General features: G+C 39.0%; 23 protein-coding genes. 15 read left to right on the top strand and 8 right to left on the bottom strand.

Annotation, left to right across the window (positions count from 1 at the left end; translation table 11 throughout):
- Positions 1–282 precede the first annotated feature (282 nt).
- The 6 genes from CH361_RS11365 to CH361_RS11340 all read left to right on the top strand — a co-directional run bounded on the left by CH361_RS11365 (position 283) and on the right by CH361_RS11340 (position 6,577).
- A complete protein-coding gene (locus tag CH361_RS11365) occupies positions 283–1,128 on the top strand; it encodes a flagellin N-terminal helical domain-containing protein (protein ID WP_035983613.1) in 846 nt (281 codons plus the stop codon).
- A gap of 174 nt (positions 1,129–1,302) precedes the next feature.
- Positions 1,303–2,151 carry a flagellin N-terminal helical domain-containing protein gene (locus tag CH361_RS11360; protein ID WP_100790919.1) on the top strand — a complete coding sequence of 283 codons (849 nt, stop codon included), beginning with the start codon at positions 1,303–1,305 and terminating at the stop codon, positions 2,149–2,151.
- A gap of 260 nt (positions 2,152–2,411) precedes the next feature.
- Entirely contained in the window at positions 2,412–3,287 is an 876-nt protein-coding gene (locus CH361_RS11355; RefSeq protein WP_100790918.1) for a hypothetical protein, read from the top strand.
- Positions 3,288–3,746: 459 nt separating this feature from the next.
- A complete protein-coding gene (locus CH361_RS11350) occupies positions 3,747–4,139 on the top strand; it encodes a DoxX family protein (protein ID WP_100790917.1) in 393 nt (130 codons plus the stop codon).
- 49 nt (positions 4,140–4,188) lie between these two features.
- Positions 4,189–4,731, top strand: a complete 543-nt coding sequence (locus CH361_RS11345; protein WP_100790916.1) for an NAD(P)H-dependent oxidoreductase — start codon at positions 4,189–4,191, stop codon at positions 4,729–4,731.
- Positions 4,724–6,577, top strand: a complete 1,854-nt coding sequence (locus CH361_RS11340) for a monovalent cation:proton antiporter-2 (CPA2) family protein (RefSeq protein WP_100790915.1) — start codon at positions 4,724–4,726, stop codon at positions 6,575–6,577. Before CH361_RS11345 ends, CH361_RS11340 begins: the two co-directional genes overlap by 8 nt.
- 218 nt (positions 6,578–6,795) lie before the next feature.
- Here the strand turns inward: CH361_RS11340 and CH361_RS11335 are convergent, their stop codons facing one another.
- Entirely contained in the window at positions 6,796–7,308 is a 513-nt protein-coding gene (locus CH361_RS11335) for a peptidylprolyl isomerase (RefSeq protein WP_100790914.1), read from the bottom strand.
- A 107-nt stretch (positions 7,309–7,415) separates the two neighbouring features.
- Here CH361_RS11335 and CH361_RS11330 point away from each other — a divergent pair, with 107 nt between their 5' ends.
- The 3 genes from CH361_RS11330 to CH361_RS11320 are packed head-to-tail and all read left to right on the top strand — an operon-like array spanning position 7,416 to position 9,658.
- The gene (locus CH361_RS11330; protein WP_100790913.1) at positions 7,416–7,970 is read left to right on the top strand and encodes a rhodanese-like domain-containing protein; all 555 of its coding nucleotides are present in this window, start codon (positions 7,416–7,418) and stop codon (positions 7,968–7,970) included.
- 45 nt (positions 7,971–8,015) lie between these two features.
- Complete coding sequence (locus tag CH361_RS11325; protein WP_100790912.1) at positions 8,016–9,284, top strand: ATP-binding protein; 1,269 nt, start codon at positions 8,016–8,018, stop codon at positions 9,282–9,284.
- Entirely contained in the window at positions 9,281–9,658 is a 378-nt protein-coding gene (locus tag CH361_RS11320; RefSeq protein ID WP_100790911.1) for a response regulator, read from the top strand. Before CH361_RS11325 ends, CH361_RS11320 begins: the two co-directional genes overlap by 4 nt.
- A 4-nt stretch (positions 9,659–9,662) precedes the next feature.
- Here the strand turns inward: CH361_RS11320 and CH361_RS11315 are convergent, their stop codons facing one another.
- Complete coding sequence (locus tag CH361_RS11315; protein ID WP_100790910.1) at positions 9,663–10,889, bottom strand: lipoprotein LipL46; 1,227 nt, start codon at positions 10,887–10,889, stop codon at positions 9,663–9,665.
- A gap of 51 nt (positions 10,890–10,940) precedes the next feature.
- On the opposite strand from CH361_RS11315, the gene CH361_RS11310 reads away from it, so the two are divergent.
- From CH361_RS11310 to ychF, 6 genes are read left to right on the top strand one after another with little or no spacing between them, the layout of a single operon-like run.
- On the top strand, positions 10,941–12,185 hold the full coding sequence (locus CH361_RS11310; RefSeq protein ID WP_100790909.1) for an exo-beta-N-acetylmuramidase NamZ family protein: 1,245 nt from the start codon (positions 10,941–10,943) through the stop codon (positions 12,183–12,185).
- A 7-nt stretch (positions 12,186–12,192) separates the two neighbouring features.
- Positions 12,193–12,786, top strand: coding sequence for an LIC_11883 family protein (locus CH361_RS11305; RefSeq protein WP_100790908.1), 594 nt, complete (start codon positions 12,193–12,195; stop codon positions 12,784–12,786).
- A 5-nt stretch (positions 12,787–12,791) separates the two neighbouring features.
- Positions 12,792–13,664: a DUF2797 domain-containing protein gene (locus tag CH361_RS11300; protein ID WP_100790907.1), complete on the top strand. Its 873-nt coding sequence runs from the start codon at positions 12,792–12,794 to the stop codon at positions 13,662–13,664.
- Entirely contained in the window at positions 13,648–14,352 is a 705-nt protein-coding gene (locus CH361_RS11295) for an RluA family pseudouridine synthase (RefSeq protein WP_100790906.1), read from the top strand. Before CH361_RS11300 ends, CH361_RS11295 begins: the two co-directional genes overlap by 17 nt.
- Positions 14,349–14,840: a hypothetical protein gene (locus tag CH361_RS11290; RefSeq protein WP_100790905.1), complete on the top strand. Its 492-nt coding sequence runs from the start codon at positions 14,349–14,351 to the stop codon at positions 14,838–14,840. The genes CH361_RS11295 and CH361_RS11290 overlap by 4 nt, the downstream gene beginning before the upstream one ends.
- A 48-nt stretch (positions 14,841–14,888) precedes the next feature.
- Complete coding sequence (gene ychF, locus CH361_RS11285; RefSeq protein WP_100790904.1) at positions 14,889–15,986, top strand: redox-regulated ATPase YchF; 1,098 nt, start codon at positions 14,889–14,891, stop codon at positions 15,984–15,986.
- 135 nt (positions 15,987–16,121) lie between these two features.
- Here the strand turns inward: ychF and CH361_RS11280 are convergent, their stop codons facing one another.
- From CH361_RS11280 to CH361_RS11255, 6 genes are all read right to left on the bottom strand, one after another.
- Positions 16,122–16,655 (bottom strand): hypothetical protein, encoded by a 534-nt coding sequence (locus tag CH361_RS11280; protein WP_100790903.1) that lies wholly within the window; start codon positions 16,653–16,655, stop codon positions 16,122–16,124.
- Between the two features lie 18 nt (positions 16,656–16,673).
- Positions 16,674–17,243 carry an RNA polymerase sigma factor gene (locus tag CH361_RS11275; RefSeq protein WP_100790968.1) on the bottom strand — a complete coding sequence of 190 codons (570 nt, stop codon included), beginning with the start codon at positions 17,241–17,243 and terminating at the stop codon, positions 16,674–16,676.
- Positions 17,240–18,109: a hypothetical protein gene (locus CH361_RS11270; protein ID WP_100790902.1), complete on the bottom strand. Its 870-nt coding sequence runs from the start codon at positions 18,107–18,109 to the stop codon at positions 17,240–17,242. Before CH361_RS11270 ends, CH361_RS11275 begins: the two co-directional genes overlap by 4 nt.
- A 155-nt stretch (positions 18,110–18,264) precedes the next feature.
- Positions 18,265–19,605 carry a CHAT domain-containing protein gene (locus tag CH361_RS11265; protein WP_100790901.1) on the bottom strand — a complete coding sequence of 447 codons (1,341 nt, stop codon included), beginning with the start codon at positions 19,603–19,605 and terminating at the stop codon, positions 18,265–18,267.
- 11 nt (positions 19,606–19,616) lie between these two features.
- Complete coding sequence (locus tag CH361_RS11260) at positions 19,617–20,747, bottom strand: cysteine desulfurase family protein (RefSeq protein ID WP_100790900.1); 1,131 nt, start codon at positions 20,745–20,747, stop codon at positions 19,617–19,619.
- Positions 20,725–21,981, bottom strand: a complete 1,257-nt coding sequence (locus CH361_RS11255) for a hypothetical protein (protein ID WP_100790899.1) — start codon at positions 21,979–21,981, stop codon at positions 20,725–20,727. The genes CH361_RS11260 and CH361_RS11255 overlap by 23 nt, the downstream gene beginning before the upstream one ends.
- Positions 21,982–21,990 lie beyond the last annotated feature (9 nt).

Genomic DNA, 21,990 nt, shown 5'->3' with positions numbered 1-21,990 from the left:
GAAAATGGGGATTTGCCGATCTTCGTATTGGAGAAATTAGAACTTTTTTTTAAAAAAAATAAAACGCTAAAGTCTACGAAAACCGCCCAAAAACCCTAAAAAACCTCAAAAAAACCAGAAAACACCGCAATTTCTTCGAATTAATTTCTTTTATCCGATCACCGACGTACAAAGGGAACAAATATAGATTTTAGGCACCATCGGGGCCTGAAAGCCAGACACAAAAACCAAAGAGAGAAGGGATTCTCTCTTTTGCCAGATCAAGTTTCAAGGAGGAAACCAATGATCATAAACCACAATTTAGCCGCGATCAACTCACATCGCGTCCTCAAGTTCCAAAACGAGGAAGTCTCCAAAAATATGGAGAAACTATCCTCTGGTATGCGAATCAACCGAGCAGGTGATGATGCATCAGGCCTTGCCGTTTCGGAAAAAATGAGAACGCAGGTGAATGGTCTTAGACAAGCAGAGAGAAATACCGAAGACGGTATGAGCCTTATCCAAACAACGGAAGGTTTTTTGCAAGAATCGAATGATATCATTCAAAGAATTCGAACTCTTGCGATTCAGTCGTCTAACGGTATTTACACTGACGAAGACAGACAAATGATCCAAGTTGAAGTTTCACAACTTATCGACGAAGTGGACAGAATTGCTTCACAAGCTGAATTCAATAAAATGAATTTGCTTCAAGGTGATTTTGCTCGCGGATCAAGAGCTACCTCTATGTGGTTCCATTTAGGACCCAACATGCACCAAAGAGAAAGAGTGTTCATTGCAACAATGACTGCACGTGCACTGAATCTAAAAGGTCAAAGTGGAGATCTCTTGTCTTTGTCAACAGCTGACAAGTCAAACGATGCGATCGGAACTTTGGATGCTGCGTTAACTCGCATTAGCAAACAAAGAGCAAACTTAGGTGCTTACTTTAACCGTCTTGAGCATGCTGCAAAAGGGCTCATGAACGCTTATGAGAATACCCAAGCCTCCGAGTCTAGGATCCGTGATGCGGATATGGCAGAAGAAACTGTGGCTTTCACAAAGAACCAGATTTTAGTTCAATCTGGAACTGCTATGTTAGCTCAGGCGAATGTTCGTCCACAAGGAGTTCTTTCTCTCCTTCGTTAACTAGCGTTAACTTAGTGAGTGGTTAGTGTAACTGAAGAGTTGTAATTAGATAATCAGCCGGCTTTCCCCTGCCAGGTGGCAAAATGAAAGCTCATCCTTGACACCGGACAGGGATTGTCCGGCTAAGAACGAAACATATACCGTTCTTGGTTATACACAAAGGAGTGTAGGCCAATGATTATCAATCACAACATGAGTGCGATTCAATCACATCGTGCTCTCAAGTTTACACAATGGGATGTAGATAAGACCATGAGGAACCTCTCCACTGGGCAAAGGATTAACCTTGCCGGTGATGATGCTTCTGGTCTTGCTGTTTCGGAAAAACTACGGACACAAATTCGTGGTTTACGTCAGGCCGAAAGGAATACGGAAGATGGACTGAGTTTCATCCAGACTGCAGAGGGTTTCCTCGACCAGTCGGCGGAAATCATCCAACGAATCCGGACCCTAGCGATCCAGACATCGAACGGAATCTACACACCTGAGGACAGGCAGCTCGTGCAGGTAGAAGTATCTGCGCTGGTGGATGAGATCGATCGAATTGCTTCGCAAGCAGAATTCAATAAAATGAAACTGTTTGAAGGAGATTTCGCTCGAAAGTCAACGAAAGCGTCGATGTGGTTTCACATGGGAGCAAACGCAAGGCAAAGAGAGCGTTTCTACATTGGGACTATGACTTCGAAAGCTTTAAAGATGTCAGAAGGTGCAAATAAGATTGCGCTCTCTACACCTGGAAAAGCAGACGAAGCGATTGCTAAAGCGGACTTCGCCTTGAACAAGATCATGAAGCAGAGAGCAGATATGGGAGCTTACCAAAATAGGCTCGAAAGTACTGCAAAAGGCCTCATGGGTGCATACGAAAATATGCAAGCATCCGAATCAAGGATTAGGGACGCAGATATGGCAGAAGAAATGGTAGCGCTCACGACGAAACAAATTCTCGTGCAAAGCGGTACGGCAATGTTAGCGCAAGCCAGTCTTCGGCCAAATTCTGTATTACGACTTTTGAATAACACTTAAGTTGTAGTAAGGCAAGAGTTGCCTTAAAGACGGTTGCCTCTTTTCGAAGAAAACTTCGGGAAGGGGCTTTTTTCTTTTTACGGGGTGACTATAATCAGTGAACCTTCTGAAACTATTGGCAATGTCCGGATGTAAATATTTAAGATTATCAATTTTGGTTTATTTCTAATATTTTAATATCTGATTATATTGAATCATTTAAATTGAGGCGCCTAACGAGAAAAATTTGACTAAAAATATGCATAAAACAAATATGTGTTATGTTAGAAAAGACGAAGCTTTTTCCTGTTGTATTATTTGTTTTATGTCATTGCACGAATCTGTATTCGCCTATGGGAATTAAAGGAAAAGATGCTAAAAAACAACTGGAGGAAGTGCGGAGTAACCTAAGTTTAGTAAGTAATTTTGGATCATTTTCTTTGCTACTCACTCCTTCCTCTTCCGCCCTAAATTCTTATACCTGCTCTACAGAAAATACAGCCGTTTCGGGCTTTGTAACTCCTACTACTGGATCCAATTTTGATTTCCCATCGCTGACAAGTTATGTTGATTTATCGGTGACTGCAGCTGGAACTTACTATTTCCGTTCCAATGTATCTTCATCGAATCAGATAATTAGTGGAAAAATTCTAAAAACAAAGGATACTTCTACATCAGCCAGTTGCTTTTATTCGACAAGTTCTGTTTGCGGGAATACTGATTTATCGGGTGTTTCGTATAATTCATCAATTTCAACAATGATGAGCGTCAGCGCTGGATCTTGTTTTGCCATTCGTTGTACAAGCCCCGCCTATATACGCTTAAAACAATATAATCTTGAGATGAGTGGAATGTTTGGAATCGACACCTTCCTGACAGTGACCTATGGACCTTTTATATTTGAGTCCATTGCCCAAATTGGGGAAGAAACTTATTATACAAAAGAATCTTTCGAAAAGTGTAAGAGAGAGATTGTTAATTACGCAACGATTGAAATTCAGAATAATAAATTTTTGACATCCCTTATGACGGAAGCAAGTAATTGTCATAAACCAACCTCGCAGATCCAAGAGTCAATGGCTACCGCATCAAGGCTCACAACTGTGATGCAAGCCGATGTTTGTAACTTAGAACCAGTGAATTTAATTGGCTTCTAACTTCATTGATTGTGTAAAAGTCTTTAGATTTGACTAGTCCTATTCGTTATCGTTTTACTTATAATGATAGTAGTGATCTGGATCGTCCCATTTTGCCTTTTCAATGGCATTTAGTTCTTGGATTTTCTTTTTGACTTCGAATGATTCCTCCCATTTTCCTATTTTTTTAAGAAGCCTGGTCTTTAACTCTAGGGCGGGAATATAATTCTGACTTAATTCTAAAGCTTTTTCACAATTTCTGCAAGGTTTTTGATTTCTAAGATTTTTTGTGAATCCTTGCTTTTACTTGTCAAAAGATTCTATCAGAAACCAGGGAAACTTCCACGTTTATTACTTTACGGATCAGAATGAATCCCTAAAAAATAGGATTCAAATTCTCTAGGTATCAGACGCTCCTTTTTTTGGTTTTTGTTCTGTAGAATTAATCATCATCGGATGAGAGGCTGGAAGTTGAAATTTATGAAAATAGGAACCATTCTGTTTCACGTGTCACGTGTGATTGCCATCCTGATTTTGGGGCAAACTTTATACTTCAAATTCTCCGGTTCTGAAGAATCTAAATTTATTTTTTCTGTGATGGGAATGGAACCTTGGGGTAGGTATGGTTTGGCAGTTTTAGAATCTTTTTGTATTTTGTTTTTGCTTCTTCCTCGACTCGTTTGGCTTGGAGCTCTGGTCGGTTTTAATCTAATGTTAGGTGCTGTATTGTCTCATTTTGTTTTTCTTGGAATTGTTGTGAAAGATGATGGAGGCCTTCTTTTCCTTTTGGCACTAGTTGTTTTTGCTTTGTCTACTTATCTATTGTATGTTGAGAGGAAAAAAATACCTCTTCTTTCTAAATATTTTACTTAGAGTTTTTCTGGTTTTCCTTTTATTTCGCTAATACGTGAGTTTATGACCGATGTCCAAAATTTTAATTTTCCTTGTCCATCCTAGTTTAGAAAAATCGAAAGCCAACCAAATGCTTTTGGATTCTATTCCCAATTCTCAGGACATCACCTTACATGATTTATATGAAGAATATCCTGGTTTTACCATCAATGTGAAAGCCGAACAAAACCTAATCGAAAGTCACGATATTCTTTTGTTCCAACATCCATTGTATTGGTATAGTTGCCCTCCTTTAATGAAATTATGGATCGATTTAGTCCTCGAAGATGGTTGGGCTTATGGTAGGGGAGGTAACCAATTACTAGGAAAAAAATGGGTTCAGGTCATCACTACCGGAGGTTCCAAAGAAGCCTATACCAAAGGAGGGTTTCATGGATTTACCCCTGATGAATTTTTACTGCCATTTCGCCGAACCGCAGAGTTGTGCGGAATGGAGTATTTACAACCTTTCCTTGTTCAAGGAACATTTGAATTGAACGAATTGGATCTCCAAAAAGAATCCAATCGTTATCTCCTGTTTATCAATAGTTTGTTAGGTGGTATTTATGGATGAATCTAGTTTTTTTATCCAAGCTTTGATTTATCTTTCCAGTGCTATCATCATGGTTCCAATTGCGAATCGACTGGGACTGGGTTCTGTTCTTGGTTATTTGATCGCAGGAATTGTGATTGGACCTTTTGTATTTGGGTTTGTTGGCACGGAAGGCAAAGATATGTTGCACTTTGCCGAATTCGGTGTGGTGATGATGCTTTTTGCCATTGGTCTTGAATTGGAATTGGACTTACTTTTGCGGCTCAAGTTTTGGTTGCTTGGACTTGGTGGCCTACAACTCGTTCTAACCGCAGCTGTCACTGCCAGCTTTTGTATTGGATTTGGTTTTGGTTGGAAACCAGCGCTAGCCCTTGGTCTTATTCTTTCTTTGTCTTCGACGGCCATTGTATTACAAACGTTAAAAGAAAAGGGACTCATGAAGTCCATTTCGGGCCAAGCATCCTTTTCTGTACTTTTATTTCAAGATATGGCTGTGATTCCGATTCTTGCCATCTTTCCTATGTTAAGTGATGCTGAAGTTTTACCTTCGGCAAACCATCATTCGTTAATAGAAGATTTCCCGGGATATTTGAAAACCTTGGTAGTTTTGTCTGTTGTCGTTGGTATCATTCTTGTGGGGAAATACCTACTTGGTCCTTTCTTTCGTCTTTTGGCTAAGTCGGGAAACCGTGAAATTTTTACCGGCGCTAGTTTGTTACTTGTGATTGCTATTTCCGTTCTGATGGGAGCGGTAGGTGTTTCGGCAGCCCTCGGAACTTTTCTCGGTGGAGTGGTGTTAGCAAGTAGTGAATTTCGACACGAATTAGAAAGTAATATTGAACCATTCAAAGGCCTACTGCTGGGTTTGTTTTTTTTAAGTGTGGGTGCTTCAATGGACATCCCGATTGTCATGCAAAGTCCAACGAAAGTACTTGGAATTGTCTTTGGGATTATTTTTCTCAAGGCAGTAGTTCTTTTTGTATTAGGAATGATTTTCCGACTTCCTTTGGATCAAAATTTATATTTTTCCTTAGCCTTGTCTCAAGTCGGTGAGTTTTCTTTTGTTCTTTTTGGTTATTCAGCGGGACTTGGAATTTTAGAAGAAAGTTCTATTGATCTTTTGGTGGCTTCCGTCGCTCTCAGTATGGCACTTACACCAATCTTACTATTGTTATATGAGAAAACTATTTTTGGATTTTTAGAATCAAAAATTCCTAAAAAACAAACAGAACAAGACATTCATAAACAAGAAAACCCTGTCATCATTTGTGGTTTTGGTCGGTTTGGAAATATGCTCGGTCGTTTCTTACGTTCGAACGGAATTGCCATTACCATTTTAGATTTTGATGCAGACCGAGTGGAGATGCTTGGCCGTTTTGGATTTAAAGTTTATTTTGGTGATGCTACTCGACTGGAACTACTGGAAGCTGCTGGTCTCGAACATGCAAAGATTGTTGTAGCGGCTTTAGACAATCCAGAAAAACAAGCGGAACTAATTCGAAATGTTAGCCTTCATTATCCGAATATCAAAATTGTGGCAAGAGCAGGGGACAGAGAAGAGGCCTATGATTTGAAAGAACTGGGAGTTCAGTATATCTATCGTGAAACAAGAGAAACTGCCGTTCTTATGGGAAGAGATGTACTCAGGCTTCTTGGCACAAGATCCCATACGGCGGAAAAAGCAAAAAACCTCTTTCTAAAACATGATGATGAAACCTTTCATGAATTATTTGATCTGAGAAAAGACCGAGTTCAATATATGAGTCTTGCTAAACAAAGAAATGCGGAGTTGGAGCGTTTGATGTTAGTTGATTTGGGGCAAGAGGAAGAATTGGAAAGAGATTCTTGGAGTGAGATGGAAAGATAAAATTTAGATATGATTTAGGAAAAAAATGAAAGCAGAAACTCTATTCCCGAATGGTCTTCTTTCTTTTTTCGAGAATAGAGTTTTTTTGACGGTTTGATTTTAGTTGGCTTCATAGAAAAAATCATTCTAGAAGCTTTTTTGATCTGGGTGATTTGTTGTTTTCCTTTTGCTTTCATAGTGATTAGACTTCCGCAAACAAAAGGAAAAGATGCAAGTCATTATTTTTTAGAATCTAGGATTTGGTTCCACTCATCCAAAAATGGTTTTGCTACAGCAAGAACCCCGGAAGTATCTCCCTCGATCGTAATCGATTCCATCACATCACCTTGTGCAATGCTATTTACCACTGCTTGGTCTTTTTCATCTACAACCGCACCAAAAACAGAATGTTTTCCATCTAACCAAGGAGTCGGAACATGGGTAATAAAAAATTGACTTCCGTTGGTTCCTGGACCTGCATTCGCCATAGAAAGAATCCCTGGTTTGTTATGTTTTAAACTAGAATCAAACTCATCGCGAAATTTATATCCTGGTCCACCAGTCCCTGTTCCAAGGGGACAACCACCCTGGATCATAAAATCGGCAATGACTCGGTGGAATTTTAGACCATTGTAGAAATTTCTTTCAGCAAGATTTACGAAGTTAGCGACCGTATTTGGCGTTTTGTCAGGAAACAAATCGATGCGGATTTCACCTTTGTTTGTTTTGAGAATTGCTCTAAGTGTGCTCATTCATGTATCACAATTCCCTGAATTCCCTTGGCAAGTCGAAAAAAGGTTTGAGTTTCCTCTCCCCAAAGTAGTATACTCTTTAGACACCTAAGGAAGGAGATTCTTTTATGAAACAGTTCCTATTCATTTTACTGGTACTCGTCACCGTCCCACTCGTTTCAGAATCTCTTAAGCAGAAAAAAAAGATCAAATCCAAACCAGTTCCCATTGAAAATAAACTCATTGATTATGGGGAGTTTCGAAGGATCGTAAATCGCTCCGAAGGAGAAAGGGAAACTCATCGCCTAACAGAGAATCAGTTTTTAAAGTTGATGTCGGAAGACGGAGTCATTCTTCTCGATGCTCGTAGTGAAAATAGATTTAAACTTTTACACATCAAGGGTGCAAAAAATCTTCCCTTTACTGAATTCACAAAAGAATCTTTAGCAGATCTAATTCCAGAAAAAAAATCAAAAATCTTAATTTACTGTAATAACAACTTTGAAGGGAACCAGGAAGCCTTTGCTGCCAAAAGTCCTGCTGCCTCTTTGAACCTTTCTACATACAACTCACTCAAAGCCTATGGGTATGAATCGATCTTTGAACTCGGACCACTCCTCGATGTAAAAACAACAATCCTTCCTTTGGAAAGTCAGAAACCAGAAAAGGTAGAGACACCATAAATGGAAAAAATATTTTTTTTAGGAGATCTTTAAAATAATTTTCTCATGATCCAAGGCCAACTTCTATCGGATATCATCGAAGCTGTTTCCAATACCTATGGAAATGAATTTCTCAATCGCCTGACACTTAAGTTGGCCTCTATCATCCGAGCGGACTATACTTTCATCGCTATCTTTGATAAAGAAAAATATGAATCAAAAACCATCTCCCTTGTTGCGAAGGGGCAGATTGCAGAGAATATGGCCTATTCGTTGAAAGACACACCTTGTGCTAATGTTTTTGATAATAGTATTTGTTATTATCCGGTAGAAGTACAGAAATACTTTCCTGATGATCAACTTTTGGTGGAGATGAAAATTGAAGGATACATTGGATCTCCACTTCTGAATTCCAGAAAAGAAGTGATGGGTCTTATTGTTGGACTTTATGAATCAGAGATTGAAAACAAAGATCAGATTTTAACTTTATTTCAAATTTTTTCTGGTAGAATCGCTGCTGAGTTGGAGCGATCTGAATACGAATCACGTTTGGAAAAATACAATCATGAATTGGAATCAATTGTAGATTCTAGAACTCGTGAACTGAAACAAACTTTAGTGGAACTGCGAGAAAGGCAAAACCAACTCATTGAATCGGAGAAGATGGCAAGTCTTGGTTTGTTGTCAGCAGGCATTGCTCATGAGATCAATAACCCTTTGAATTTTATTTTAGGTGGTTATTTTGGTGTTCGTGATATTTTAGAAGGTTCGAACCTTGCCTCTGAAAAAACTCAATTGTATTTGGAGGCCATCAAAGAAGGGGTAGAGAGAACTTCCAAAATTGTAAAGGGGCTTAACCAATTCACTCGGAGCGGTGATTCATTTGAGGAAAAATTTGATCTACATGATATCGTAGAAAATTGTTTGGTGGTTCTTGGTCATTCGTTACGCGATCGGATTTTAGTTGTGAAAGATTACTTTTCGGGAAGTATGATGGTCAAAGGAAATTCTGGTAAAATTCACCAAGTATTTCTCAATATAATGACGAATGCGATCCAAGCTATGGAAGGGGATTCTGGGATTTTGGGTTTAAAGAGTTTCCGGGATCCTGAGTATGCTTTGGTTGAGATCTCTGATTCTGGTGGCGGAATTCCAGAAGAATTACAAAACAAAATTCGAAATCCATTTTTTACCACCAAAGATCCGGGAAAAGGGGTAGGACTTGGTTTGCCCATCGCCTACAAAATTATAGAAGACCATAAAGGGATCATCGAAATGGAATCAGTTCCGGGTAAGGGAACTATTTTTCGGATCAAAATTCCGGTGTTAGTATGAATCAAAATTCCATAAAACGTAAGTTATTGTATGTAGATGATGAAATTCTGAATTTATATTTGTTTCGAGATTATTTTAAAAATGATTTTGATGTGATTGTTGCCCAGTCGGGTGAAGAGGCCATTGAAGAATTACAGGAAAACGAAGATATACAATTCGTGATTAGCGATATGCGAATGCCGGAGATGACGGGTTTGGAATTCATTACAAAGGCAAAGGCGATTCGACCAAATATAGTTTATTGTATTTTGACGGGTTACGATTTAACACCAGAAATTCAGACGGCAATCATTGAAAAACGAGTGGCTCGTTATTTCTCCAAACCATTTGATCCTACAGAGATTGGTTCCTTTCTCTCTGCAGGAAAAAAATAGAAGTTTATTTGTTTTTAAATTCTGCTTCCACAACTCCGCGTTTAGAGCTATTGATACTTAAAGTTTTACTACTTAAAAAACGGAAACTGGAATCTTTTTTATACATCAACTCTTCAGCAAACATAGATTCTTTTCCTGGGTAAGTGAGTTCCCATTCAGATCCATTCATTTCTGTTTTACGATCGTTGATTTGTTTGACAGAAGTGTATTCCATTAAATCGTTTTTAAAATTAATCGCATCTTCCAAACCAAGTCCTTTGAACTTTAAAATCACAGTATTTTGTTCTGTGAGTTTAAACCATTCGTCTTTGATTTGTTTTCCGACTTTCCCAGAAACAAGGTTAGCCCAGTCTTTGACGGCTTGTTCTCTTGAAACTTCTTGGGTGATGTCAGCCCCACGTCCTTCCAAACTCCCTGAACCAAAAATCTTTCCATCCCCCCAAAGTTGGATGATACGATAAGGTCCAGTGGCCGCTGAACTTAAAAAGTCAGTTTTTTTTCCGCCAGGAAGAACCACTGGTTTTTGATCGGTGGTGGTTACCTTCGCCACAATCAGAACTTCTGCACCAGAATCTTGTGCGAGAGTGAGTAGTGGGCTTCCTTCTTCTACAGAAGTAAGGTCAAGTTTGGCAAGGCTTGGATTTTTTTTAAGAAGTGCTGTGAGTTGGGAACTATCTACAACCTTGTTTCCTTTGGTTCGGAGTTTTTCGATGAGTTCTGCTTCCGCAATATTGGTTGCTGATCCAATGGGATAGGACTTTCCATTCACCACTGTTTGGACAAGAACAGCAATCCTTGGATTTCCCACATCATCCAGAAGGGCATCTACGGCAGTGGAAAGTTTGGTTGCTTCCACTTCACAGCGCACGTTCAAACGGATCATGTCTTGGGTGTCTAGTTTCCATTGTTCTTCACTGATGATGTCGTATTTTTTTACGAAACTGTCTGTTTTCCCGTAGAGTTTGGAGCCAAGGGACTGGCCATCAGAAACTCCTGATTTCTCTGTAATTTGTTCCCCGACAAGTTTGCGAATGGCATTGAGTTTTGCATCTTTCAAAGCCTTATTCCTTGCAAGAGCCAAGTCTCCTTGGTAAATAGGTGCCTCTCCCATGGCTGTCACCACATTGTCTGGCAGCGTAGGTTGTTTCTGAGCGGAATTGGAGCCGGCACATGCCAAAATGGTTAGGATGAGAACTCCGGTTAAGGGAGCCAATCGAAGTCGGTTGAACATGAAGGACATTTCTCCTTGAAGATTTGCTATATTATAGAAACATATACTTACATGACCAATTACTTTTTTAGGTTTTCTCTCTGCTTTCTTGTACTCGCTTGCCATGGGAACACAGTTCCTCAATTTCGTGTCCACCCGCTTGATTCTAAGATGAGGGTTTCTTCGGACATTTTTTATGAAAAAGTCCTACCAGAGATGGCTGGTAAAAAATTAATGCTTGCGACCAACCCTTCGGGAATTGGAACCAATCCAAAAAAAATCATCACATCTTTAGAGAAACATAAAATCACTCTCGAACATTTGATTGGATTGGAACATGGTTTTCTTGGTTTGGAAGAAGAGTTTAGCCAAACGCCTGTTACCATGGACTCCACATTCAATCGTCCTTTGTATCATATCTATCGAATTAAGGATTCTGAATTACGAGAACTCGTGAAAGAAGTGGATTATGTTGTTTTCGATGTCCAGGATGTGGGAATGCGTTGTTACACTTATTTGAGTGTTCTCAAACGACTGATGGATGCGATGAAAAATACCAAAACAAAACTGATTGTTCTCGATCATATCCATGTTGCCATGCACTTATCCCCAATGGGTGAAAAAATGAATCCAAGGAATTTAAACTTTGCTGGTGAATTTCCTTCTCTTCTCATCACAGGAATGACAATTGGTGAGGCGACTCAGTTTTATAATAAAGAATATTTAAAAGACAGTGTAAATGTTCAGATAGTTCCTGTGGAAGGATACAGGCGCGGGATGTATTTTGAAGATACAGGAATTCCTTGGACCACACCATCCCCTAACTTACCAATGGTGGACTCTGCAAGAAATTATCTTTCTCTCGTTCTTTTGGAAGGGGTAAATGTTTCTGTGGGTCGGGGAACCCAAGCACCTTTTGTTTATTTTGGAGCTCCTTGGATGACAAACCCGGAAGAACTTGCGACAAAACTTACAAATCTCGGAAACAAATCTTATTACTTTTCTCCTGTGTTTTTCAAACCAACCTTTGGTCCTCATAAAGGTAAAATCTGTTCCGGATTACGGATGAATTTGGTTCGGCCTGATTACGATCCGATCCAACTAGCATATGATCTCATTCGACTTATGAAAGAAACGTATCCGAATGATTTTAAATGGAGTAAGGGATCATCCAACCATTGGGTGGACCAACTTTGGGGGAATGACCATTTTCGAACTTCCATCAACGAAGGAAAAAGTTTTATAGACTTTCATAATACGTATCTATCGGAAGAAGAAAACGAAGCTAAAAAAATCGCACCTTACTTGTTATATTGAGGATATGATGAAACGAATTCTAGTTACATTACTTACTTTTCTTTTGACTCTAACGATCTTTGCTTCTGAAAAGGAATTCAAAAACATTCCTAAAAATAAGGCAGCTAAGGTTTTGAAATCAGTAGCTTATGCTACCATTCGCTCGACACTTCTTGTTTCTTACGGAGAGGGGGAAGATAAGGAATCTGTTTATACACCTTGTTCCGAAAATTTTCCAAGTATGCCCGGTGATTTTCCCTGCAATTATTTGGACTATGAAGGAACAACTTTAGAAGTGGCTCCGAGTTCTACGGTGACCGAAGGGGAGGCAACAGAAGGTTCCGATCTTGAAGATCTAAACCCTGGCGGAAAAGTGGTTATCAAACAGATCAAACAAAAATCACCTAATCTAAATGGAAAGGTGGTTTTACTTGGGGAAGGAGAAGACCAATTAAAACTTTTTTATAATCCCAAAGGGCAAATTTCTCATTACCTATACCGCAAAACTCTTGTTATTTTCAAATGGAGTCTTTCTAATTCGGAACCCAGTCTTACTGGATTACTCTTTGTGAATGTGAGTAGGGACTTCTTTCCTGAAGAAGTAAAAGAATATTCTTTTTAGAATTTATGCCTACGATCCAAGGTTATGTCAGAAAAATGTCTCACAAGGGTGTATCCCCTGTTTCCTATTTTTGGGAATCAGCAACCTATAGTGAAACAGACAAAAAGGATCTTACTGCCAGAGAATCCACTTCGGAAATTTCGGTGGAGACTTGGATCGGAAAAAAAATTACACTTTCCACAAATGATGAAATTCGTTGCCTACATTGTGGAAAAAAAACAAAGAAGTCTTTCAACCAAGGCCATTGTTTCACTTGTTTCACCAAACTAGCGGAAAATGATCTTTGTATTTTACGACCGGAAACTTGCCATCACCATAAAGGTACTTGTAGAGAACCAGATTGGGGAAAAGAAAATTGTTTTAAAAAACATACTCTTTACTTTGCTAATTCGAGTGGATTAAAAGTAGGAATCACAAAGGAAAATCCTGTATCGAACCGTTGGGTGGACCAGGGGGCTCGTTTTGGAGTTCCCATTTTGGAAGTGGAGTCTCGCAGAGACGCTGGAATTTTAGAACATTATTTGAGTCAGTTCCTTCCAGACAAAACATCTTGGCAAAAGATGGTGGCGGGTGATCCACCAAGCATGGATTTGGTGAAAGAGGGGATTAAGTTTTTGAATCATTTAGAAAAAAACGAATTTCTCTCTCCTCCTGATAGTAAGTCCAAACTGGTTTGGAAGAGATTGGATTTAAACAAGGTCACCGAAATTCAGTATCCAATTGAATCTTTTCCAGGGAAAATCAAATCCCTCAAACTCACTAAGGAAAGTCCGATCGTTGACACTCTTGTTGGAATTAAGGGTCAGTATTTACTGTTTCAGTCAGGTGTGATCAATATTCGTAGTCTTAGTGGGCTTTGGATTGAAGTATCCGCGTAAACAAATTCGCCTCAAAGGTGGATATACCACAAATATTCTTTATGAATGTGATGAATTTCTTTTAGCTGAAAAACCTGTTGGTTTACCTGTACATGAAACAAAAGATCCCAATCGAATGGATTTTACAAGGTTACTCGGAAACCATCTGGGTTTACCGGAGCTCAGAACCGCCAACCGTTTGGATTTAGGAACAAGTGGAATTGTATTACTGGGAAAGTCTTCTCTGCATAATAAAGAAATCGATTCCTTATTAGATGGAGCAGAAAAAGAATATATTTTTTTATGCCATGGAATTCCAAATTGGAAAGAAAAACGATTCGAATGTTTTTTAAAGGATGGAAACAAAGAAGTCAAAGTTGTTAGAAGTGGGGGAAAAAAAGCCATCACTGAATTTAAAATGATCTCCGAATTTCAGAATCTAAACTTGTCTTTTGGGGTGGCAAAAATCCTTACTGGAAGAAGGCACCAAATCCGCGTTATGCTTCGTGAGTTGGGTTTTCCCATTCTAGGAGATCCTGTATATTGGATCACAGAGCCTAAGAAGAAAGAACCTAGAATGTTTCTACACTCCTTTCGATTCTGCTTTACCGACTTGCAAGGTGAAAAACAGTGGGTAGAGACGGAAATTCCCGAAGAATTCAATCTCAGAGTTGGGAAATCTATTCCGTTTGCAAATAAAACAGAATGAAACACGAAGTTTTCCATTTATTCATCAAAGAACAAAAATTATACAAATTCCTTTCTCGTTTTGCCAAACTGATTTCGGTTAGTTTTTTAATCACTTATTTGTATTTATTGTTTAGTTCTAGTTATACGGCAAGTCCACTCATTGTCGTTCTCAATTATTTGGCCATCCTCACTAGTTTCTCTGGAATCATTACTTTTAAATATTTTGAAATTCCATCTCTACTTCTTTCTGTATTTACGGAAAGGGAGTCGGCTCGTTTTTTCCAACTGGGAGAAGAGGAACGCCAATTTGTTTGGAGAAAGGCAGGAAGGGAAGATGTTTTGCCTTCCGAACCGTCGCCGGAACAGATCATTTCTACTCTCTATTTACACGATCGTTATCCCTGGAAACGGATTGGGAAAATATATTTAGCGGCTTACCTGGTTGTCGTTTTTACCTCTCTTATCTATCTCACTTCGGTGTATCTAGAGACGGGATTTCAAAACTAAGAAAGCAATTTTCCTTGTCTTACGGTCGTTTCGAAAAAACCTATCCCTATGGCTTTGAATTGTGGAATCGTAGGTCTCCCGAACGTCGGTAAGTCGACTATTTTTAATGCACTCACTAAGGCAGGAGCACAGGCTGCCAACTATCCATTTTGTACGATAGAACCCAATACTGGTGTGGTGGAAGTTCCGGACGAAAGACTGAATCGTTTGGCTGAGGTTTATAAACCAAAACGAACGGTTCCTACGATGATCGAGTTTGTCGACATTGCGGGCCTTGTCAAAGGGGCAAGCCAAGGGGAAGGTTTAGGAAATCAGTTTTTATCTCATATCCGCGAAGTGGATGCAATTTGCCATGTTGTGCGAGCCTTCCAAGATGAAAACATCACCCATGTTCATGGAAAAGTAGATCCTATCGAAGACATCACTGTCATCAATTACGAACTCATCCTTGCTGATTTGGATAGTTTAGAAAAACAACAACAACGGGTTGCTAAAACTGCAAAAACAGGAAATAAGGAAGCGACTGAAATTTTAAGTGTGATGGATAAAATTCTTGATGCCTTAAAAAAAGGAAATCGAGCTTCCACTGTTGAACTTGGTGAAGAAGAAACAAAAATTGCCAAAAAATTCAATCTCATTACGATCAAACCAGTATTATACGTTGCTAATATTTTGGATTCTGATGTAAAAAATAGTGATAACCCGCTGGTCAAAACCATCATCGACTTTGCTTCGAAAGAAGGAGCGCCTGTAGTTGTGTTATGTGGTAGGTTCGAAGAAGAAATCTCTGGACTAGAAAAAGAGGACCAACTTGCCTTTTTGGAAGAAATCGGGGAAAAGGAATCCGGACTTTCTAGAATGATTCGAGCTTCTTACAAACTACTTGGTCTCCTCACTTTTTTTACTGCTGGAGTCGAAGAGGTTCGCGCTTGGACCACCAAACAAGGAAGCACGGGACCAGTTGCGGCCAGTGTCATCCATTCCGATTTTGAAAAGGGTTACATCAGAGCTGAGGTTATGCGTTATGAAGACGTTGACCGAACCGGGGACGGGGCCAAAGTCAAAGATGAAGGAAAACTACGTGTGGAAGGGAAGGAATACATTGTCCAAGATGGGGATGTGATTTACTTCCGAGTGAACGCATAAAAAAAATCCCGACTTTCGGCGGGACTTCTGAGTGTGAACTAGTTTGGAAAAGAAAGTATGCTCCTAAAAGTAGGAACGTTTCTTATTCAATAGATGTCTCGGGACTTCCGCTTTATTGCATCCTTTCACAAAAAATTACGATTGTAACATAAAATGATACCGGCCGATTTCTTTGCCGGATTCGAAAATGGCTAACTCCGGACTGGAATCCAAAGTGATGGGTGAGTCGAACATGGACTGGTGGCTTAGTTTTTGCAAAGTTTCTACTGGGGCCCCATCCAAAAAGAGTTTGGCGGAAAGACGGTCCGAGTCAGAGGTCTCCACTGAAAGAAAAACTTGGTTTTTCTCAGCATTGGGTAGAAAAACAAAATCTAGATCCCGACCGGCAACCTGACGGTGGACACGGAATGCCCCTTCTGAACTTCCTGCACCCCGGAAAACAAGTCCAGGAGAGACCAGGCTTGCCCCTTCTAAGTCGGTAGTGAGGAGTTTTAGTTGGTCTTTGACAAACTGTAGGTAGATTTGGACTGTGTTTGAACCCGAAGGGAGAACGGTTTTTAAGATCCGATCCACTGTGGGCGAGTCCGCATCTTCTCCTTGAGACATGAGGTACAGGGCTTCTTTGAGTTTGAGTCGGTTCATAAATTCATTCGGATCTTTTGGTTCCATAGTATTTATTTCCCTCCGCTAAGGCTTTATTTCCTTTGTAAGGATTTTTTTTATCTTTTCTTTGGCTCGGTTAGCCCGAGCTAGTACCGTACCTAGGGGAACATCGAGGATTTCTGCAATCTCTTTGAATTTATATCCTTTAAGACGTAAGATGAGAATTTCTTTATGGGTATCATCCAGGCTTTCGATTAGGTCGTAGAACTCTCTTTTTTCTTCCCAAGCAAAGTAAACATCTTCTTGGGTTTGCCTATCATCTAAAATATCAATACTCAAATCCAAGGAAATTCCCTCTCGATATTCATACCGACGAATGGATCTTGTCTGAGACATACTTATATTTTTAGAAATTTCACTTAAATAAACAATAAATGCAGGTAAACTATCTCCTTTGAATTTTCTTAATAGATGGTAGTCGTTTTCGGTAAGTTTGAGATACACTTGTTGGGAGGTATCCGTAATTTCCTCTTTCGGAACGTAGTGAGCGCATGTTCCTATGATGAGCCTATGAAATTTATGGATGAGTTCTTGCCAGGCGTCCCCTTTGCCAAGAAGGCAATTGTCGATTAACTTTCGAATCTCACTACTCATAGGTCTTTTAGCGATTGGATAGAATTGGTACATGATGTCAGTACATTTTCTAATCTTTTATAAAAATGATGGGAACGAAATAGGGTCTGTTTTATAAACCGAACACGCGTTTGGTTTGATTTGGAAAAAGTCATTTGGTCTTTTATACTGAATCGACCATAATCACTAAAAAATCCAAAAAAACCTAAAATTCTAATTTTCTGATTTGTTTCAGGGATTTCTTCTAAACAAGTTTGGAATTCGTTTAAATTGTTAATTTTTTCGGGATCAAAATCGGGATCAACTTTCCATTCTTCCAGCAAACTAAGAAAATATTTTTTTGCTTCTAAGTTTTCTTCATTCAGGTTTGCGGAAGACCAAGGATTTTGTTTAGAATAATAAAATAATTGATAGATACTTTTGTTGTGCCCCTTCATATCTTGCAGGAGTCGGAGAACTAGTGTTTTCCTTCTAGCTTCAGGCATATCGGAATATAAAACTCGATTGATTGCTAGTGTATATTCTCTTTCTTTTCCTAAAAATAAAACTTCATGGGATTTGTATAAATTAGAAAAAATATAAATGGTTTTTTCCCATTCTTTTCTTAACTGAGTTATCAATGGGATGAGTTCTTCGTTTGTAATTTCTGATTCTAAAATTTCTAGTTTTGGTAATACGATGAGATCAAAGATTTTTTTCTTAGTTTGTTTTTCTAATAAAATGAGTTCGTCTTTGTTTGCTTCGGCACATTGTTTGACGGTAAGGATTGCATCGTAAAATGAAATGTATTTTAGAATTTGAGTTAGATCTTTGATTTCTGGGTGATTACAATTTTTTAAGTAAAATAAAAAATCCTGTTCTTCTTCTGGCGTTTCGATTCGGATCATGTCCCGAGTTTGGATTCCATAAGCTTGGCTAACTAAATTTTGATGGCTGTCGTAAGAGTTCCAGACTTCCTCAAAGGATTTTGTTTTCGGAAACCACTGGGCAACGAGAGGAAACGAAAAACAAACTAGTAAAACTATGAATTTTTTGAGTGGTTTCAGAACCCACTCCTTGTTTTGAATTCATAATACATTTTTTCTTCTGATTTGTTTTCAGAAAGAATAGATTCGAGTAATTCCCTTTTTTGCGAATCATCAAGGAATTCGTGTTTTGTTTTTAGAAACTGAACTGCCATTTTGCGAAATTCCGAATTTTTGAGCCGAGAAATTTGAACCAGAAGCGGGTCTTGCGGTAAGACCGTTTCATCATTCCGTTTTTTGACAACGGATTCTGCTTTGGGAACGTTCAAATTGTCTACCTCGATAGGTTCTTTTTCGTTACGTGAAAAAACAATGAAAAAAAATAAGGCAAACAAAACCGCTGTTATTCCTAGGATTCGTTTCGATGGAGGTTCTTTTTTTTCTGTAGAAAAGTGAACTAAACTAATTGCTGTTATAATGTCCTTGGAAGAGCCATTGTATAATGATTTTCTAATTTTTCCTAAAGTTTTGTGGGAATTTTTTGTTTTTAAAAAATGACTCCAGAATTTGATTCCGATAGATTTTGCCATATTTGTTTCTACAGGAAACAAAAAACCGATCACTTCTTTGGCACCTGCTTTTAGAAAACTCGTTGTGAGCCCTGAATGTTCAATCGAATCAAATGAAGAATGGCAACTGTTAAAGAAAACGAGCTGAAGGTTTGAAAAAGAATGGCCCGAAATCTCCTTGGAATATAAAAAGTCGTTTGCTCCAAGTGGGATCCCTTTTTTTTCCGTATGCCCTGCATAGTGTAAATATTTAACAGAACTTATTTCTTCAATTAACCTGACTCTCGTTAGTAGACCATCTTTTAGAATTCGAAGGTTCATTTTTTTTTCCAAAATCGGAAATAAGGTCGAACATTCTTCTCCTACAGTCGCAATTAAGCTGGATTTTACCGGATTACAGACAAGTAAAATGGAATTAGAATTTTTTGTGTTTTCTTTGGGAATGGTATCAATCCGAATCCCTCTTCGAAACTCTTTGTCTTGGAATAAAAAACCTTTATGGGTTCTTAAGATTTCCCAAGGGATGGGTGAGAACTCGGGATCAATGAGAAGTTGGATGGAATCTTGAAATCCTGGATTTCTCCAAAAGGGGAGAGTCCTTCCAAAGACAATTTGTTCCAAACTATCAGATTTTTTCCCTAGTTTTTCTAGAAACTCTTCTTTGTTCGGATTTTGAGAGAGGACTCGCTCAACAAATAAAGCCCAATCCTTTTGGAATTCACTGAGTAATTTTCCAGAGAATTTAGTGGTTCGTTCAACAGTTCCAAATTGAACTTGTTTTTCTTCCCAAATGCATTCCCCTTCATTCTGTTCTTCTCTCGAGTATTTAGCAATGATTCTAAGTTTCATTTGAGATTGTTTTATTGGAATTTTTCAATCAATTCTTGCGCCACTGAAAGTAAGGCGGTCACATCCTCTTCGGTTGTAAAATAACCTGTTGAGATCCGGATGGAACGTAAAGCTTCTTCTTTGGTATAACCCATATGAAGTAAGGACTTGGATGCTTCTCTGGCTCTTGACTTACAAGAACTACCAGTAGAAACGAGTAGTCCTCTTTCTTCCATTCCTAATAAAAAAAAGTCAACGGCTTGGATGGGTAAAATCAGAAAAGTAGTGTTGGGAAGTCTTTCGGAATTTTTGGCTATGATCTGGCACCCAAGTTCTTCCATTTTCTTTTCAATCAAAGAACGATAAGTGAGGAGGCGTTTGTTTTTTTCACCTAACTGACTCAGTTGGAATTCTGCTACTTGTCGAAACGATTCGATGGCAAAAGTATTTTCTGTTCCGGCCCTATGATCGTTCTCTTGGTTTCCTCCACCAAAGATACGAAAGTTATTATGAACCTTTGGTAAATAGGTGAGAGCGGCCCCCATTCCGGCTCCAATTTTATGTCCAGAAAAAGTAAAACCGTCAAATAATTCAAAAGAAAGGTCTACTTTCCCGAATCCTTGCATCAGATCACTGTAGAATAATTGTCCAAACTCTTTTGTGAGTTTTTGAATTTCTTCTGCAGGTTGGATGACTCCTGTTTCATTTCCCGCATAAAGACAAATCACAGGTCTTGGGTTTGATTTTAATTTTTCTTTTAAGTCTGTGAGACTAATGATCCCTGTTTTGTCTGTTTCGATCAGATCAGGAAAAAATCCGAATGATTCTAGAGCCGCATATAGACTGGAATGTTCAAAAGGGGAAACGATGACAGAATCCAAATTAGGATAAAGGACTTTTAAACTTTGGATGAGTAGATAGTTTGCTTCTGTTCCTGTGGCAGAAAATACAAATTGTTTCTCCTGTCCTTTGGTGAGATTGGCAAAGTATTTTCTAGTTTGTTCTATTTTCCCTTGGTTTTTTAAAGAATACCTAGTGATCCCTGAAGGGTTGTAGAATCCAGAAAGATAGGACGCCAAACACGTTTCCAGAATTTCTGAAAACGGAGGATGGGTAGCATTATAATCAAAGTATTTTATATCATTCGGTAAAGGGGATTTCATCAGCTTCTTCGTAGCGACCCAGTTTGCGAAGGACGGATCTTGTTAATTTATGATACGACTTTAGGATGTCGTCTTTTTTGCCACCTACGCTGCGTTCGTCTACGTTTCGTAATTTTGGTTTTAGTGCATCAAGAATGGCCAAACTTTTGGAGTTTTCTTTAAGTTTATGATAGGATTCTGCTTCTCTTAATTTTGATTCAAATTCATGAACGAGAAGTGCTGGTACATTGATGTCTTCAATTTCTGAAGCTAGTTGGATATTTGCAGCTTCTTTGAATTCGACGGTAGCTCGTTTGTAGTAGACTTCTTCTTCACTACCCAATTGGAAAAATAACTCGGCACGGCGGAATTTGAATTTTAAATATTCCCTTTCATCGGCTCCAACAAAGTAAAGGATCCTTTCATAAATATCATCCATCTCTCTGGGAGAAAAATTTTTCATTCCCGTGAGTAGGATTTGGCGTAAAAGAGATTCTAAATAATCATTGGCAGATACTTCTGAAAAATCACTTCGTTTGATGGAAGATAAAACAACACTTCGTTTTTGGACCGCACTGAGCCCACTCGGAACCTTTTCCAGCTCTGTCAGTTTTTTGAATACATAGTTTTCTGTTTCCAACATATGAGTTTTGTAACCCAGAAGGATTTCACTAGGCCTACAACTTGCCCAAGCAACCGATTCAATTTTTTTAGGCGCAATGAGTTCTGGACCGGAAAAACGTAACGCGCGTTTGTAGTAGTCAAGAGCCGTGAGAACTGCATCAATATGAGAATTCCAATAAGCTTTGGGATTGGGCCCTAAGGTCAACTCTCCTTGGGGTGCCATTTTTAGAAAGAGGGGAGAACCCCAATCCTTAGCCTTTTCCCTCCAGGTGAGTTCCAAAAAATGATCTTCGACATGTTCTTTGCTTCGGAAATACAAACAGGCCTTTTCCATAAGAGCCAAGTCTAATGGGAGGATCGTACCTTTAGTGTTTTCCTCCGAACTAAAGAACTGGCTGATGGTTTGGAGGATATCGGTTCCTCCCTCTTTACGGCCTTCGAGTACGGCGTCCCCTTTGGCGATGAGTTGGTGCGCAATCCGAGGATTGGGATAACCAAAAAACGAATTGTAGGCGAGGGTGAATTTGGCAAGGATGGTGTCCTTGTTTCTCAGAATCCATGGGAAAGTGATTGCCCACACGATGAGAACAGCCAGGATGTATTTTAAATTTTCTCGGAAGATTTGGTTCAAGGATTGTCC

Origin of the sequence: Leptospira brenneri (assembly GCF_002812125.1) — a bacterium.
Lineage (GTDB): Bacteria > Spirochaetota > Leptospiria > Leptospirales > Leptospiraceae > Leptospira_A > Leptospira_A brenneri.
Note: the sequence above shows the minus strand (reverse complement) of the source record. Positions and strands in the feature narration are given on the sequence as shown.

Coding starts and splice junctions, on each gene's coding strand:
- CH361_RS11365 (WP_035983613.1), top strand. CDS start 283: ATGATCATAAACCACAATTTAGCCGCGATCAACTCACATCGCGTCCTC.
- CH361_RS11360 (WP_100790919.1), top strand. CDS start 1,303: ATGATTATCAATCACAACATGAGTGCGATTCAATCACATCGTGCTCTC.
- CH361_RS11355 (WP_100790918.1), top strand. CDS start 2,412: ATGTTAGAAAAGACGAAGCTTTTTCCTGTTGTATTATTTGTTTTATGT.
- CH361_RS11350 (WP_100790917.1), top strand. CDS start 3,747: ATGAAAATAGGAACCATTCTGTTTCACGTGTCACGTGTGATTGCCATC.
- CH361_RS11345 (WP_100790916.1), top strand. CDS start 4,189: ATGTCCAAAATTTTAATTTTCCTTGTCCATCCTAGTTTAGAAAAATCG.
- CH361_RS11340 (WP_100790915.1), top strand. CDS start 4,724: ATGGATGAATCTAGTTTTTTTATCCAAGCTTTGATTTATCTTTCCAGT.
- CH361_RS11335 (WP_100790914.1), bottom strand. CDS start 7,308: ATGAGCACACTTAGAGCAATTCTCAAAACAAACAAAGGTGAAATCCGC.
- CH361_RS11330 (WP_100790913.1), top strand. CDS start 7,416: ATGAAACAGTTCCTATTCATTTTACTGGTACTCGTCACCGTCCCACTC.
- CH361_RS11325 (WP_100790912.1), top strand. CDS start 8,016: ATGATCCAAGGCCAACTTCTATCGGATATCATCGAAGCTGTTTCCAAT.
- CH361_RS11320 (WP_100790911.1), top strand. CDS start 9,281: ATGAATCAAAATTCCATAAAACGTAAGTTATTGTATGTAGATGATGAA.
- CH361_RS11315 (WP_100790910.1), bottom strand. CDS start 10,889: ATGTTCAACCGACTTCGATTGGCTCCCTTAACCGGAGTTCTCATCCTA.
- CH361_RS11310 (WP_100790909.1), top strand. CDS start 10,941: ATGACCAATTACTTTTTTAGGTTTTCTCTCTGCTTTCTTGTACTCGCT.
- CH361_RS11305 (WP_100790908.1), top strand. CDS start 12,193: ATGAAACGAATTCTAGTTACATTACTTACTTTTCTTTTGACTCTAACG.
- CH361_RS11300 (WP_100790907.1), top strand. CDS start 12,792: ATGCCTACGATCCAAGGTTATGTCAGAAAAATGTCTCACAAGGGTGTA.
- CH361_RS11290 (WP_100790905.1), top strand. CDS start 14,349: ATGAAACACGAAGTTTTCCATTTATTCATCAAAGAACAAAAATTATAC.
- ychF (WP_100790904.1), top strand. CDS start 14,889: ATGGCTTTGAATTGTGGAATCGTAGGTCTCCCGAACGTCGGTAAGTCG.
- CH361_RS11280 (WP_100790903.1), bottom strand. CDS start 16,655: ATGGAACCAAAAGATCCGAATGAATTTATGAACCGACTCAAACTCAAA.
- CH361_RS11275 (WP_100790968.1), bottom strand. CDS start 17,243: ATGAGTAGTGAGATTCGAAAGTTAATCGACAATTGCCTTCTTGGCAAA.
- CH361_RS11270 (WP_100790902.1), bottom strand. CDS start 18,109: ATGATCCGAATCGAAACGCCAGAAGAAGAACAGGATTTTTTATTTTAC.
- CH361_RS11265 (WP_100790901.1), bottom strand. CDS start 19,605: ATGAAACTTAGAATCATTGCTAAATACTCGAGAGAAGAACAGAATGAA.
- CH361_RS11260 (WP_100790900.1), bottom strand. CDS start 20,747: ATGAAATCCCCTTTACCGAATGATATAAAATACTTTGATTATAATGCT.